Annotated in this window: 10 protein-coding genes; 2 read left to right on the top strand and 8 right to left on the bottom strand. The window is 62.7% G+C overall.

The features are described from left to right. Positions 1-16 precede the first annotated feature (16 nt). Entirely contained in the window at positions 17-979 is a 963-nt protein-coding gene (gene galE, locus EJA05_RS12720; RefSeq protein ID WP_125858489.1) for a UDP-glucose 4-epimerase GalE, read from the top strand. 27 nt (positions 980-1,006) lie between these two features. On the opposite strand, the gene EJA05_RS12715 is transcribed toward galE, so the two are convergent. The 7 genes from EJA05_RS12715 to EJA05_RS12690 form a co-directional block, all read right to left on the bottom strand. Then, positions 1,007-1,804 carry a CpsD/CapB family tyrosine-protein kinase gene (locus tag EJA05_RS12715; protein WP_110992631.1) on the bottom strand — a complete coding sequence of 266 codons (798 nt, stop codon included), beginning with the start codon at positions 1,802-1,804 and terminating at the stop codon, positions 1,007-1,009. An 11-nt stretch (positions 1,805-1,815) separates the two neighbouring features. Next, positions 1,816-3,381 (bottom strand): GumC family protein, encoded by a 1,566-nt coding sequence (locus tag EJA05_RS12710; protein ID WP_125463936.1) that lies wholly within the window; start codon positions 3,379-3,381, stop codon positions 1,816-1,818. 19 nt (positions 3,382-3,400) lie between these two features. Next, complete coding sequence (locus EJA05_RS12705; RefSeq protein WP_390969337.1) at positions 3,401-4,471, bottom strand: hypothetical protein; 1,071 nt, start codon at positions 4,469-4,471, stop codon at positions 3,401-3,403. Positions 4,472-4,545: 74 nt separating this feature from the next. Next, the gene (locus EJA05_RS12700; protein ID WP_125858487.1) at positions 4,546-5,103 is read right to left on the bottom strand and encodes a polysaccharide biosynthesis/export family protein; all 558 of its coding nucleotides are present in this window, start codon (positions 5,101-5,103) and stop codon (positions 4,546-4,548) included. A gap of 322 nt (positions 5,104-5,425) precedes the next feature. Beyond that, positions 5,426-5,602, bottom strand: a complete 177-nt coding sequence (gene eppA, locus EJA05_RS28225; RefSeq protein WP_178125794.1) for an EPS-associated small membrane protein EppA — start codon at positions 5,600-5,602, stop codon at positions 5,426-5,428. A 396-nt stretch (positions 5,603-5,998) separates the two neighbouring features. Then, the gene (locus EJA05_RS12695; RefSeq protein WP_125858486.1) at positions 5,999-7,114 is read right to left on the bottom strand and encodes a glycosyltransferase 61 family protein; all 1,116 of its coding nucleotides are present in this window, start codon (positions 7,112-7,114) and stop codon (positions 5,999-6,001) included. A gap of 65 nt (positions 7,115-7,179) precedes the next feature. Next, positions 7,180-8,334, bottom strand: coding sequence for a GNAT family protein (locus EJA05_RS12690; RefSeq protein WP_125858485.1), 1,155 nt, complete (start codon positions 8,332-8,334; stop codon positions 7,180-7,182). Positions 8,335-8,658: 324 nt separating this feature from the next. Between EJA05_RS12690 and EJA05_RS12685 the strand changes: the two genes are divergently transcribed. Beyond that, a complete protein-coding gene (locus tag EJA05_RS12685) occupies positions 8,659-12,504 on the top strand; it encodes a dermonecrotic toxin domain-containing protein (protein WP_125858484.1) in 3,846 nt (1,281 codons plus the stop codon). A gap of 21 nt (positions 12,505-12,525) precedes the next feature. Here EJA05_RS12685 and EJA05_RS12680 read toward each other — a convergent pair whose 3' ends face one another. Continuing rightward, positions 12,526-14,769, bottom strand: a complete 2,244-nt coding sequence (locus EJA05_RS12680) for a putative bifunctional diguanylate cyclase/phosphodiesterase (protein ID WP_125858483.1) — start codon at positions 14,767-14,769, stop codon at positions 12,526-12,528. Positions 14,770-14,855 lie beyond the last annotated feature (86 nt).

The following is a 14,855-nucleotide window of genomic DNA, read 5'->3' as shown; positions in this document are numbered from 1 at the left end:
CTTCCAGGAGGTTTGCATGAAGTTCTTGGTGGTCGGTGGTGCAGGCTACATCGGTTCGCACATGGTCAAGCACTTGCTGGCCGAGGGGCATGAGGTGGTAGTGGCTGATCTTGCACCCACACGGCCCCAGATCAAGTGGGTGGAACTCGACATCGCCGATGCGCCTGCACTGGATGCCCTGTTCGCCGAATACAGCTTCGATGCGGTGTTCCATTTCGCCTCGTTCATCCAGGTGGGCGAGTCGGTCACAGAGCCTGGCAGGTATTACCAGAACAATGTGGCGGCGACCCTGGTGCTGTTGCAGGCCATGGTTCGCGCCGGGGTAAGGCGGCTGATCTTCTCTTCCACCGCCGCCGTTTATGGCAACCCGCAGTATGTCCCGATCGACGAGCAACACCCCAAGGCGCCGATCAACCCCTATGGCTGCAGCAAGTGGATGGTGGAACAGGTGCTCCAGGACTTCGACCGCGCCTACGGGTTGCGCTCGGTGTGCCTGCGTTACTTCAATGCCGCCGGGGCGGACCCCGAGGGTGAATGTGGCGAACGCCACGAGCCGGAAACCCACCTGATCCCTTTGATCCTGCAAGCGGCCTCGGGGCGTCGCCCCGCCATCACCGTGTTCGGTCGCGACTACGACACGCCGGACGGTACCTGCATTCGCGACTATATCCACGTGGCCGACCTGGCCTCGGCCCATGCGCGGGCAGTGGACTACCTGGTTGCCGGTGGCGCCAGCACCGCGCTCAACCTGGGTAACGGTCTCGGCTTCTCCGTGCAGCAGGTGATCGACACCGTGCGCGATGTGACGGGGCGCGAGGTCCGCGTCGAGGACGCGCCGCGCCGCCCAGGCGACCCGCCGCGGCTGGTGGCCGATGCCGGCAAGGCCAGGCAGCTGCTCGGCTGGCAACCGGTCTACAGCTCGCTTGAGGCCATCGTGCGTCACGCCTGGAACTGGGAAAAAAAATACCCCTGGGTTTGACCCCAGGGGTACGTTTCACCCTTTTGCTCAGTAATAGTCGCGGGTCTCGGGCTCGGCCTTGTTCAACACGGCACCGATCATGTTGGCGGTAGCCAGGTGGTACAGGCAGTCTTCGATATCCTTCTTGCTGTTCACGCCATTGGCGACCACCAGCAGCACACAGTCGATCTTGGGCAGCACGGTGATCGCGTCATCCGAGCTGAGCAAAGGCGGCAGGTCGAAGATGCAGATGCGCGACTCGTAGCGATCGCGCAGGTCGTTGATCAGGTTACCCACCTTGGCCGAGGACAACATCTCGGTGGACATCGGGATCGGTTCCCGGGTCGGCAACACCACGAAACGTGGCAACGTCGGGTTGACCAGCACCTCCTCAAGCCCCGCCTTGTCGGCCAGCAGGTCATTGAGCGCCCGATCCATAGGCAGGCCAAGGGTGCTGCCGACCCGTGGCCGGCGCAGGTCGAAATCGACCAGCAGTGCAGTCTTGTTGGTGTGGTGGGCGATGCTCATGGCCAGGTTGATCGCCAGCACCGTCTTGCCCGCCGCGGGCGTCGGCGAGGTGATTGCCAGGGTGCGCCAGCCGTTCTCTTCCATGGTCTGCAGCACCTGGGTGCGCAGCAGGTCGAACGCCCAGTTCATGTTCGAGTTCTTGTTGTAGGCCACGATCCGATGGCGCTCAAGGTGCTCCGCGCGCAGCGGCACCACCTTGGTTTGCACATAGTCGAACGGGCCAAGCACGTCGGTTCGCTGAACCAGCGGTGCCGGCAGTTTTTCGGTAGGTGGAACCTGATGAAGGCCTTTGCCTATTGCTGGCGTATTCCTGTCCATTGCTGCGCTCCCTAGCCAAACCGCGCCATAGTTTTAAACAGTAGTAGATCCAGCGGCATATAGAACAGATGCACAAGCAGCAGCAGGACCAACGCCATCACCAACGCGCCAATGATCCCCCACACTCGCAACTTCTTGCGTCTCGCCTGTTCAGCCTGGGTAGAGATGAATGGAACGGCCACCAGCACGCGCCGGCCAAGCACGCTCTCCAGGGCGCCGACACCACGCACCCGCTGATTGAGCAACTCAAGCAGCATCACCAACGCCCCGCCACCTGCAGGTGCGAGCACCAGGCCCAGTGCGACGATTTTCTTGCGGTTGGGCTTTACCGGTTTCTCCGGCATCAGCGGTGGCTCAAGCAACACGAAGCGCTCGGCCTTGTTTTCCTGCTCCAGGCTTTCGGTGATCTTCGCGCCCATTTCCTTGGCGCGGATCTCTTCGTATTTCTTGCGCGCGTTGTCATGGTCACGCATCAGGGTGACCAGGCCGCGCTCGACTTGCGGGGCCTGGAGAATCTCCGCTTCGTAACCTTCGATCTTGCTGCCCAGCTGGCGCTTCTGCTCGGCCAGCGAGGCAATCCGGTCCTGGGCCGCTACCAGCTTGGCCCGGGCCCGGGCAACGTCGAGGCTCACGCCCGAGGCGGCGTTGGCTTTGCTGCCGCTGGCCTGCAGCGCATCGATCTTGCGCTTGATCGCCAGCACATCCGGGTGCGCTGGCGTGTAGCGGGTCAGCAGCCGGGCGTACTCTGCCTTGAGACTGGGCAGGTCCTGCATCTGGTCGGGGGCACTCGAACGTGCGCCATCGGTCTTGGTCGCAAGCCCCGCATTCGCCGCCGACAGCTCCAGCTCCATGTAACGCAGCTCTTCCTGGGCGCTCTTGTAGTCGCGATCGACTTCGCGGTACTCAAGCTCCGAGCGCGACAGCATGCTCATGCGCAATGCCTGGTTCTCGGGCAAGGCATTGGCGTTGGCTTGTTTGAAATCGGCGAGCTGGTTCTCCAGGGTGGCCAGCTCGGCGCCGAGCTTGTTGGCTTCCTGGGTGAGGAACTCGGTGGTTTCACTGGCCCGCTCGGTGCGTTGCTTCATGTTCTCGTTGAGGAACAAGGTGACCAGTTCAGTGGCAACTTCCTTGGCCACTTCCGGGCGCTTGTGCTCGAACGAGACGTTGAACGCCACCGTGGTCTCGCCGCGCCCCTTGACGAAGGTGCTGAGGGTGGTGACGAGGATCGCGTTGCGCATCTGGTCGATCTTGTCCGACTCGCTGAGCTGGTGGCCCTTGTCGTTGAACAAGCCGTACTTGTCCATGATCTGCAGCAGGTTCTCGCGGGTCATCACGCGCTGGCGAATGACCTCGATGCGCTCATCGGCAAAGCTGTTGTTGTTCGCCGAAACCAGCTCTGGCGAGATCTGCTGCGACTCCACCAGGATGGTGCCGGTCGACTGAAAGGTGGGCGGCACCGTCAGGGCAATCCCGACCGTCACCGCCAGGATGACGATCATGCTCAACCCCAGCAGCAGGGCCCGGTCCTTGATGATGGCGAGGTAATCTTTGACGGACATCTCGTATTCAGTCTTCATGGCGGGCCCACGCTGAAAGTCAAAGGTCAGGGAGTCTGTAGGTCAGGGTCAATCCGATGATCGTAGCTACTGCATCCGGCACTTTGTCCTGCTGACGTTCCTTGTACATCATCGACAGACGCAGGTCCCAGAACGGCGAGAACTCATGGCTGGCCCAGGCGCTGTAGGTCTGCAGGGTGTTCGGCGTCTGGCCCTTGCTGTCCTGCCAGGACGCTTCAAGGCCCACACGGTTGGTTTCGCTCACGGCATAGCTCCACAGCCCGCGCACCATGTCGAGTTCGGCGAAACCACCCTCGGCGCTGGCGACGGTACTGCGCTCGGCGCTGAAGCTGGCATCGGCACGCTCACCGTTGTAGTTGAGCGACACCCCGCCCTCGCCACGGCGCCCGCCCCCGGATCCGGAAACCTGGTTGACGCCAGCGTGCACGGTACCTTCAAGCCGGTCGGTAAGCTGGTACTTCACGCCGACTGTCGGGGTATAGCTGTTGGTGGCCCGCGCCGTGTCGGTCTGCTCGGGTTCGTAGCGGCGCACCAGCAGGCCGGTGAACACATCGGTGCGGGCGTTCCAGGCGTAGGTCAGGGTAGTGGCGTTGGCATACTCGTCGTAGCCCGTCAGCGTGGTGATGTCATAACGGGCGTGGGAGTAGGTGGTCTGGTTGTCCAGGGTGGTGCGATCGGTGAGAGCGTGGGTCCAGGTGCCCGTCAGCAGGGTCATCTTCTGGGTGCCGTCGGTGGTCACCACACCGGTGTCCAGGACACTGCCGGACAGCGTCGAGCTTTCGACATACTGCGCCTTGAGCCCGAACCGCCCCTTGTCGGTATCGCGTTGCCAGCCAAGGCTGACATCGGGGTCTTCACGGTTGCCCATCACATTGGTGTCGGACGAGCGCAGCACATGCACGCCGAGCCCCAGGTTCACCTGGTCGCGGCCGTAAGTGCCGACAAGGTTGTAAGTGGGCTCGATGAGTGTGCGCATAACACCCTTCTCGTCAGACGTCAGCAACAGCGGGTTGCTGTCGTACTCGACGGTCGTGGGAACCACGACCGAAGACTGCCAGTTGGCGGCCTGTACCAGGCCGGAAAACGGCATCATCATGATTGCCGTTGCAACGCTTGTTGTTCGAATAATTGGCACTATGCGGTCTTAATATTGAGTCAGACAGATCAGGGAACGACCAGTGTGTCGCCCGCCTGGAGTTGGAAGTTGGTGGACAGGTCACGCCCGGAAACCAGATCCTTGTAACGCACCGGCAGAACCTTTTGTGTCGCGCCCGTACCGCGAATGACCTTGATGGCGCTTTCGTCGGCGAATTTGTCCAGGCCACCCGACATGCTCAGCGCCTGCAACACGGCGGTGGGGCCTGCCATGGGCACTGGGCCGGGCTTGATCACCTTGCCCTGCACATAGACGAGATTGCCGGCAGTACCGGTCACCACGACGCTGACATTAGGCTCGGCGAGGTATGCCTTTAAACCGGCGCTGATCTTTTGCGCGGCAGCGGTCGGGTCGAGCCCGGCCACATTGACCCGCCCCGCCAACGGGAAGGTGATGCTGCCATCAGGCAGGACAGTGGTTTCCTGGCGCAGGGTTTCTTCCTGCCAGACCGAGATCATCACCCGGTCGCCAGGGCTCAGCAGATAGGGGGTAGCGGATGGGTCAGCACGGCCGGCACCAGACCACAGCATCAGCACGCACAGCACAGCAGACATTAGACGTACCATGGGGTCCCTCCGGCCTGATGGCCTGCAAAGAGCACTGATTGAGAACAACGCACTACATCTCGCTCTGGTCGCGGCGACAACCACCGCCGCGATGGCCCCGATCATCCTGGAAGCCAGTACCGTCTTGCGCCTGAACGCTGACACCTCAGCGTCCGGCTCGCCGGCTACTGGAATATAGCAATGGTAGGAAAATTGACAAGCTTCTGTAGGATGCCAGGGCCGCCAACAACAGATTTCACCTGTCAATTTACTGGCTTATTACCAAAAAGCATTGCAACTTTTAAAACAACTACAGAGGGCACACGCAACTCATTGACACATTTCAAATTTTACTTCTGTTGGCAACAGCAACAAAACCGATCACCGCAAAAGCAAACAGCCAACCCGCCGTCGCCAAAGGAATAACGCTGGCATGGCTCATATAGGAATCGGCTGCCCGTGCGGCGCCGCTCAAAAGGACCAACAGAAAAATCGATTTAATGAAGAGTGTCGAGCGCATAATCCCCTCCTGCACAAGAGGATGAACGTTATTGTTGGGGAACAAAGACTGTATCGCTGTTGAATTTGAGCTTATGGGCACATTGATATTACGTCAACGATCCGACACCATAATAAATCTCAATCGAAGACCTCTGTTCATGTCAATTTCTCGCCAGATGAAATATGCAGAGATTTGGCATTGATACAGTCCAAGCGAATGGCTGCGAAAGGTGTTTAACTTCGGCTATTTTCGGATTACCACAAAAGTGCTTGAAGGGCCCATCAAGTCCCTGAAGCGACCAGGTAGCGGCTAAGGTGTTTCATCGATGAGAAGCCTAATGCTAATGGTTCGGCTTACAGTCAAAACATCAACGCCCCCGCTTGCATAGCCACCGGCATCAGCGCAGGGCCATGCTCACAATGGCATCAAGTCCAACGTGCGCTCCACTTCTGCCACATCGATCCGAAAGCCATCACCCTCTGGCAACCCGACCACAAAACCGAAATGCTGGTGATCGCGGTCAGTCAGGTACTTGTAGTAACTGACAAACCGGTTCGGCGGCTGCAAGGTCAGCACGCAGCCACCTGGTTGCAGCACGTTGACGCCATGCACCAGCTGGCTGCCCTCGACGCCGATCACCACCTGCGCCCCCGCGCAGGCGGCGACAATACTCGGCACATCGGCACGCAGCGGGTCGATGATGCGAAAGCCTCGGGTCTTGGCCAGGTGCTCGGCAACCGCGATTTCATTGCGCAACAAGCGCAAATCGCCATCGCCGCCACGCAGGATGAACACCCCTGGGTGGGGCGCTGCATCCACATGTGCCAGCAGTTTCTCGCCCATCGCGCGGTAGCGGGCATGCCGGCTGCGGTTGTTGCAGTGGTCGTCGAACAAAACCAGTTCGCGGAAAAACGCACTGTGCAGGCGCAGCGGTCGCATATCCAGCCAGTCTTCATAGGCCGGGGCCTGGGTGAACAGCGGGAATCGCGCCGACGGCGCGGTGGTCACCGGCACCCCCTCGTCACAGGCCAGGGCATAAGTCACGCAGTCTTCCATCAGCCAGGTACCAAACCACGAATTGCCGTTCTGCGTGCAATAAACGGCGCCACGCTCGATCTCGTGGTCCACGCTGATCCGTGGAAAGGTGCTGGGTTTTCGCGACAACCAATGGCTGGCATTGCCCTTGTAGAGCGCACCGTCGACCAGCCAGGCGTCTTTGATCAGGTAGCCACGGGTTGCGCCCTGCTCGATGCACACCCCGCCCTCCATGGTCTGTGCGGGATGGACGTAAGGATAGAAACGCTTGCCCTCCCAGCCGGTCACCCGCTCCAGCTGGCCTGGCAGATAGAAGGCCGCTGGCGAAACCGTGGACTCCCCGGGGGCAATATCCCAGCTTTTGTCCGCAATACTTTTAAGGTCGATGTCCGGCTTGCGCCCAAGGCGCTTCCTGGCCATGTTCTTGTACGCAGCCAACGTCCAGGTGTTATGTCGGGTGGGCGGTGCGCTGAAATTAGAAATACCACTTCCCATGATGTCCCCCCTGCTTGAGCACAGCGTCACTGGCTTGGCGCAACATGCGCGTGGAACCCTGAAACTTAACTGGACACGACCCGCTCCATGGTCGGCGGTGTCTGCACGCTGGCGTAACGGCTGCGCAGGTTTTCCAGAAACTGCTCACCCGCGCCTTTTGCGCCATACAGGTAGATCTTGTGCAGGCCGCCGAACACCATTTCATGGTATCGACTGGCAACTTCCTCATCGCTTGGCCCGTCAGGCACACCCAGGTGCAGCGTCAGCTTTTTGCCCTCAACGGCAAACAAAGGTGTGTCCCAGAGAAACTGGGCAACCCCCGCCTTGGGCAGCCGGACAAACATGTACGCGTGGTTGTTCAGGCCATCGATATCCCCACCGCGCCGTCTTTTCCATTTCAGCAGCCCGTCATCCGGCCGCGCCACGCATAGGCCGATGTCGTAATAGTCGTAGCCCTGCTCCAGGGCCCATTCGAGGGCCATGTAGGTGGTGATCGAGTTGACCTCACGCAGGCGTTTCGCGTCCGCGAACACTGCTTCGCAATATCCGAAGCGCAGGGTGCTCCAGTAACGTTTGCCGCCACGGGTGATCTCGCACCCCAGGTGGCAGGCAACCACCTCGCCCTCCAGCGTGATCAGGTCGAGCCGGCCGACGCCCTTGGCCAGGCGAAACACATCGTCGGTGGGAAACTGCGCGGCATGAATACCCTGCCGTGCCGAGGCGTAAGGGCGCAGCAGATCGCGATCGGCCATGGCGATTTCGTCATCGTCCAGGGTCTGGCGCATCTGATAGAGCGGCCGGTTCTTGCGGATGCTGCGGCGCAGCTCACTGTCGTAACGCGCGGTGATCTCCTCCAGCGGGCGCCCCAAAGGCACCACGGCGCTCAGGTAATGCGGTACGTTCAAGGCGCCTGTGGTCGGCATCTCGCTCACCACCACCACGTGCCCCGAGGCTGCAGGCTGCACTGGCTCGTTGGCGGCGGGCGCATTGCCCTGCCCCTTGCCGCCAATGAGCAATTTGGCCATCTCCCGGCGCTGCTTGCGTCCGATGTACAGAATTTCGTAAGGGCTTTCCTGTTGCAGGCGGAACCTGGCTATTTCCCAGCGCCAGAAACAGGCGCGCCCGAGAAAATCGCGTAACTTGTTTGATACATTCCTGAGTTCATAGCGCATGGAGGGCGATATGAATTTACGGGCAACAGCCGCCAAGTACTGTTTCATCGCGCGTCAACGTCCTTTGCTGTTGTCGGATGGACACACCTGAAGAGAATCGCTTAAGTGCTTGAAGCGCCAACCTAACTATCTGATATTCAACACTTATAAAGTCATTAACTGCACTCACATTCAGAAACAATTAAAGGTGCAAGAAAATCACTTTGCAAGCGGCACATTGATATCAAGGCCAGGTATTCCTTGGCGCCAATTTAATATCCAAGCACAGTGTCTTCAGGTCCGCCTGCCTATCGCCCCCGTCATTAGCTATTTACCGCTTACGCTGATTCTTTTCGGTGCCTGCTGTTCGCTCGATCGAACAGGAGTCAGCGCATGCCCTACCCGGATATCAACCCGCATCAACAGCTACTCGAACAACAGCTTCCTGGCTGGACCCAACCGCTACCAGCCGAACATTGGCAAACCCTGCGCGGCGCACTGGAACCCGCCCAAGGCCTACCCGGGGCCGAGGCCGACTGGTTCAACAATGCCGCCCCCGACCTGCGCGAAACCCTGCTGGCCAGCCAGAGCCGCCTGACACGCTCGCAACAGGCCTTGTCCCGCGCTCTCAAGGGGCTGCAGCAAATAAGCGAATTCTGCGAGCCGCTGCTGCAGGCACAACTTGCGCAAGACGGCATGTTCGCACCCGTACGTGACACCCAGCTGCTGCATGTGCAACGCCAGTGGTCCTGGCTCGGCAGCCGCTTCCTGTACAGCAGTGAACGGCACAGCCTGCTGCAGGCGGCATTGCTCAACTTTGCCGGCGATGAGTCGTTCGACAGCCACAGTGCCATTGCTGCCCCAGCCGACATCAGCGTGCAGCCGATCACCGTCGAAGGCTTCGCGCCAATCGGTTTCGATACCCCAGGTGCTGCGTTTCAGATGACATCCGAGGCCTATCAGATCAACGCCCTGCCCCTCACGCCCCAGGCCTTTGCCAGCAGCTGCAGGCAACTTGACCTGGGCCAACGTTACCAGGAGCACCTGCAACACATCTTCGATGGCAGCAACCAGGCACGGTTGCGCTCCCTGGCCATGACAGTGCAACGCGACCGTCTGCGGGTGGCGGCTGATGTCGGCTACTTGCGCCAGGCTCTCAGCGGCAACGCCCGCGATGAAGTGGAGCGCCTGCTCAACGGTGACCCCGGCAACTGCTGGACGCTCACGCTGTTTGGCATCCCCTTGCATGAGGTGCTGCTGATCGACACTGGCAAGGCCGGCCTGCTGCTATACCTGCCGGGGCACAGCCCGGCATTGCAACCATGCAAGGATCAGCAAGCAGTGGAGGCCGCGCTGGCGCAACTATTGATCGAGCCACAAGCCCGCCGGCGCTTCCTGGCCTACCTGTCACTTGACCAGCACGCCCAGTTCCTCGACCTGCTGCGCCAGAATCTCGACGCCAGCGGCCTCGGCCTCGGTGACCAGGCCTGGGTCACTGCCAATCCGACACACCTGTACCTGACCCTCACTGCGGTGTCTGCCGAAGTATTCGGTTTCCTTCAGGATCGGCACCTGGCCCGGCTCAAGGCCGAAGCCCGCCTGCTGGCAGTCCCGACCGCCGATGCCGACGCGCAGGCGCGCAAGCGCCGTCTCGACGAGTGGCTGAGCCTTGGCATGGATGTACTGACCGTTGCCGGCTTTTTTGTCCCCGGGGTCGGCACCCTGATGCTTGCCGTCATCGCCTGCCAACTGCTGGACGAGGCCTACGAGGGTTATGAGGCATGGAACATCGGCGATCGCCAGCTGGCCATGCGTCACCTTGAGGCCGTCGGGCTCAACCTGGCCTTGATCGGTGGCCTGCATGTGGCCGGCAAGGTGTTGCCGAAGCTGTTCAACAGCCCGCTGATGGAAAGCCTCGATCAGGTGCGAGTGGCCGACGGCAGCCGACGGCTGTGGCGCCCGGAGCTTGCCCCCTACCGCAGCCCGATGGCCTTGCCTGAAACGCTGCAAGCCAACGCCAGCGGGCAGTTCGAACATGGCGGCAGGTATTTCATCCGCATCGACGGGCATCTGTATGAACAGCGCCTCGACCCACAGCTCAAGCGCTGGCGCATTGTCCACCCGGAGCGCAACGACGCCTATCAGCCGCTGCTTGAGCACAATGGCGAAGGCGCCTGGCATGCCGAGCACGAACAGCCCCAGGACTGGGACCTGGTCTACCTGATACGGCGCCTGGGGCCGGAGTTCACCGGGTTCACTGATGATGAGCTGCGCCGGGCCACCCAGGTATGCGGCCTGAGTGAAGACGCCCTGAGCCAGGTTCACCTGCGTTCCAGGCCCGCCCCGCCGCTGCTGGCCGATACCCTTGCACGCCTGCGTGCCGAGCAACAGGCCGTGGTCCGGATGGCGCAGGACGCCACCCTCACCCACGCGCCACTGTTCGAGGGTTACTACAACCCAACCAGCCCAGCTGACCCGCTGGTCGATCGACTGCTGATCGACCATCCACGCCTGACCCGGCCGCTGGCCATACGCCTGGTCGCCAGGCTGGCGGCCAGCGAGCGCAGCACCGGCCAACTGCCGGCCTGGCTCGACAATGCCGCCCGCCAGGTGGCAAGCGCCTTGCCCCTCACCCGTGCCCTGGAAGGCGTGTGGTTACCACGCCTGGCTTCAACCGACAGCGAGCGCCTGTTGTTCATGTGCGTCGAGCGGATGGCCGGCCGCTCGACGCTGCGCCTGGAACTGCGCGCTGGCAGCCCCCAAGGACCAGTACTGCGCACCATCGGCGACAGCCAGGCAAGCGAACGCTACACCCTGATCAAGTCCGCCGAAGGGTATGAGGCTTACCGCGGCGAGCGCCCGGTAGCCGGTACGATCGATCAAGACCTGTGCCGCGCACTGGTCGAGGTTTTTTCCAGCGCCCGGTTACAGGCGTTGGGGCTGCGCATCAAGGGCGCCGAAGGTTTGCGCGAGCAGGTGCTGGCGCTGGCCCAGGATGATCGGCAGGGCCTGGCCAGAAGGCTCTGGGGCGGCGCTCCCGCGCGGTGGCGACAGGGCGGGCTGCGCGGCGGCGATGCAGGCGGCGGCTACTCGCCGCCGTTGCTGCGTGGCGCCACCCGTGGACGCTACCGGCGTCTGTACCCCAGCAGCGATGACCAACAGTTCCATGCCGACCTGTCGCGCTGGCACCGCCAGGGCATTACCCCGGAAATCGCGCTAGGCAGGCTGGAAGCGCGCCTGCAACGGCTGCGCGACGACCTGGCCGAATGGTCGGCCGGCTCACCCCGGCGCCAGCGGGCCGTGCGCCTGATCATCGACGCCTGGCACCGCGACTCACCCAGCCCGATCGCCCCGCAGTTGGGCATCCAGGCGCTCGACCTGGCGGGCCTCGAACTGACCAACGAGGATATCGCCAGCCTCGCGCTACCGGATGACTTCAGGCACGTCGAGGAGCTCGAGCTCAGTGGCAACCCGCAGTTGAGCTGGCTGCACCCGGAGTTCCTCGAGCGCTTCCCACTGCTGGAGCGCCTGCACCTGCGGGACAACCGATTCGCGGCCTTGCCGGAGCTGGCCGTGCCACTGCGGCTAATTTCGCTCGACATGCAAGGCAACCGCATCACCTGGGACGACCTGGCCCAGGCGCGCCTGGAGCGCTCGCCCAACCTGCTGCACCTGGACCTCTCCGAGAACCCGCTGCTGCGCGCACCCGACATCGGCAACCTGCGTGGCCTGCAAGTGGTGAGCCTGGACAATGCCAGCCTCACCCAATTGCCACAGGGGCTGGACAACCTGTCAACGCCTACCGAAGAAAACGGCGGCATCGGCCTGTCAGTGCTGGACCTCTCCGACAACCAGTTCACGGCCCTGCCGCAGGGGGTGGTGTTCCCGGAGCACGTCGCCCGTGCGATGGAGCTGGAAAGCGATTGGCTGACGCCGACAGTGCAGGGCCAGATCGATGCGTACTATCAGGCGCATGGCATCGATCTGCTGGTGGCCGACTACCAGTACGAAGAACTTCTTGAGGGCACCAATGCCGCCCAACAGGCGATCTGGCAGCGGCTGCCCATTGCCTACCGACGCGGGCTGCGCGCCGTTCTTGTCAACGATACCTACATGAATGACCCGGATACTGCACGACAGGAACTCTGGCGGCGCCTGCAGCGCATCGACGCCGAGCCGGTGATGCATGACTACGCGATGAGCCAGGCCGCCTGGCGAATTCTTGAGCTACCCATGTAGCGCAACCTGCAGCGGCGTCCCTCACTCCCTGGCCGGGCGCCGCCGGTCGCGGTGCTCGGCCAGCCAGTGCTGCAAGGCCGGCGCCGGCATCGGCCGGCCAAGCAAGAAGCCCTGCCCCTGGTCGCAGCCGGCGTTGCGCAGAAAGTCGTACTGCTCCTGAGTCTCGATCCCTTCGGCGGTTATCCTGAAACCCAGGGCATGCCCCAGGTCGATGATCGCCCGGGCGATAGCCACCGCGTCGTCGTCGCCAGGCAGGTCCTTGATGAAGGCGCGGTCGATCTTCAAATGGTCGATCGGCAGCGCGCGCAGGTAGGCCAGCGACGAATAACCCGTGCCGAAGTCGTCCACCGCAGTGGCCACGCCCATCGCCTGCAACTGCGCCAGCACCGCGCAGGCCTGCTGCTGGCTCTCCATCAGCAGGCTCTCGGTGATCTCCACTTCCAGCAGGTTGGCCGGCAGCCCGTGCAGCTCCAGGGCACAGGCCAGGGCGCTGACATAGTCGCTGCGCTCGATCTGCAGTGCCGCCACGTTGATCGCCAACGGCCCGGGCAGCAGGTCCTGCGCTCGCCACTGCGCCAACTGCGCGCAGGCCAGTTCCAGTACCCGCTCGCCCAGCGGAATGATCAACCCGGTGCGCTCGGCCAACGGAATGAATTCACCCGGAGACACCAGACCGTGTTGCGGGTCGCGCCAGCGCAACAACGCCTCGACCCCTTCCAGGCCACCACTGAACAGGTCGAGCTTGGGCTGGTACCACAGCTCGAACTCGTTGTATTCCAGGGCCCGGCGCAGGTTGCGCTCCAGCTCCAGGCGCTGCTGCAGGCGCTCGGTCATGTCCGGGTGGTACGGACGCCAGGCGTTGCGGCCGCTCTCCTTGGCCGCATACATGGCGGTGTCGGCGTGGCGCAGCAGGCTGTCGGCGTCCTCGCCATGCTGCGGGGACCAGGCCAGGCCAATACTGCCAGTGACCAGGCTGGCATTGCCGTTGAGGTCGAACGGGCGCTGCAGGCAACGCAGCACGGCGCGGATCTGGTGGCTGACCTGGCCCTGAGTGCCCTGCAGCATGAACACGAACTCGTCGCCGCCCAGCCGGCAAACCCGGTCCTGCGTGTCCAGTTCCTGCAGGAAACGCGCGGTGGCCTGCTGCAGCAACAGGTCGCCCATGGGGTGGCCGAGGCTGTCGTTCACCTGCTTGAAACCGTCGATATCGAGCATCAGCACGGCCAGGCCATGGCCCTGCTCGATGGCCGCACTCAACTGCTGCAGGAACAGCACGCGGTTGGGCAGCCCAGTGATGGTGTCGTAGTGGGCCAGCCGCTCCAGCTGGGCCTGGTATTGACGCAGCTCGCGGTTACGCAGCGCCAGCAGGCGCTGCTTGCGGTTGAGCTGGGCGACGAACAGGCTGAACAGGCCGGTGGTGGTCAAGGCAAACAGGAACAGCGGCGAGGCAAACAGATTGAGCGCCGACCAGCCGCCACGCGGCGCGGCCACCAGTTGCCAGAGGCCGCCCGGCACGTCCACGCTGATCTTAACCTGGGGCGCCTCGAACAACTGCGCATCCCCCCAGATCACCTCGCCATCGGCGCCCTTGCCATCACTGCCACGCACTGCCAGTTCGAAGCCCGCCTCCGGGCGCAGGCCGGCGGTGAGCAGCAGGCGATCGATGTCGGCGACGACCGAGAGGTTGCCCCAGTACAACTTCACCCCGCGCTTGCCGGTGACGAAGATCGGCCGCCGGTAGATCAGCCCCCGGCCACCCTGCAGCAGTTGCAGCGGGCCTGCCAGCACCGGAGCCTGCCGGTCACGCGCCGACACCAGCAGCGGAAACTGCAGCGGCAAAAGCCGGTAATCGAGGCCAAGCAGCCGCTCGTTGCCCTCCAGCGGGTAGACATCGCTCACCACATCCCCCGGTGCCAGGGCGATATGGCGCATGTAAGGCACCGAAGCCACGGCATCCCGGGCCATGCCGTGAAAATGTTCGACACTGATGCTGCCGTCGGCGCTGATCAGTTGGGCGATGCCCTCGGCCTCGCTGAACGCCGCGCGCAACTGCGCCTCCAGCGCCCCGCGCACACCGGACAGGCGCGCGGCAAGGTTGGCCACCTGCTCGGCCTGCTCGCGCTGGGCATCAAGGTGGCCGAGCACCATGGACAGGCCGATCCCGACCACGGCGAAACCTACCGGTAGCATGCGATTGAGGGTGCGGCGCAGGGCGCCCTGTTCGGGCAAGGGGTCATCGAGTGCGGGGCGATTGTTGCTGGTCATAGGCCTGACATCGGAGTCGATTCATCCTGTATCGGCGCACCCCGGGCAATGTTGAGCCAGACTGGTTTTTTTCCTGCGCGGGGTGC

Source organism: Pseudomonas oryziphila, from assembly GCF_003940825.1.
In the GTDB taxonomy this organism is placed as follows: domain Bacteria; phylum Pseudomonadota; class Gammaproteobacteria; order Pseudomonadales; family Pseudomonadaceae; genus Aquipseudomonas; species Aquipseudomonas sichuanensis.
This window is presented reverse-complemented; position numbering and strand designations above follow the sequence as displayed.

Coding starts and splice junctions, on each gene's coding strand:
- galE (WP_125858489.1), top strand. CDS start 17: ATGAAGTTCTTGGTGGTCGGTGGTGCAGGCTACATCGGTTCGCACATG.
- EJA05_RS12715 (WP_110992631.1), bottom strand. CDS start 1,804: ATGGACAGGAATACGCCAGCAATAGGCAAAGGCCTTCATCAGGTTCCA.
- EJA05_RS12710 (WP_125463936.1), bottom strand. CDS start 3,381: ATGAAGACTGAATACGAGATGTCCGTCAAAGATTACCTCGCCATCATC.
- EJA05_RS12705 (WP_390969337.1), bottom strand. CDS start 4,471: ATGCCGTTTTCCGGCCTGGTACAGGCCGCCAACTGGCAGTCTTCGGTC.
- EJA05_RS12700 (WP_125858487.1), bottom strand. CDS start 5,103: ATGGTACGTCTAATGTCTGCTGTGCTGTGCGTGCTGATGCTGTGGTCT.
- eppA (WP_178125794.1), bottom strand. CDS start 5,602: ATGCGCTCGACACTCTTCATTAAATCGATTTTTCTGTTGGTCCTTTTG.
- EJA05_RS12695 (WP_125858486.1), bottom strand. CDS start 7,114: ATGGGAAGTGGTATTTCTAATTTCAGCGCACCGCCCACCCGACATAAC.
- EJA05_RS12690 (WP_125858485.1), bottom strand. CDS start 8,334: ATGAAACAGTACTTGGCGGCTGTTGCCCGTAAATTCATATCGCCCTCC.
- EJA05_RS12685 (WP_125858484.1), top strand. CDS start 8,659: ATGCCCTACCCGGATATCAACCCGCATCAACAGCTACTCGAACAACAG.
- EJA05_RS12680 (WP_125858483.1), bottom strand. CDS start 14,769: ATGACCAGCAACAATCGCCCCGCACTCGATGACCCCTTGCCCGAACAG.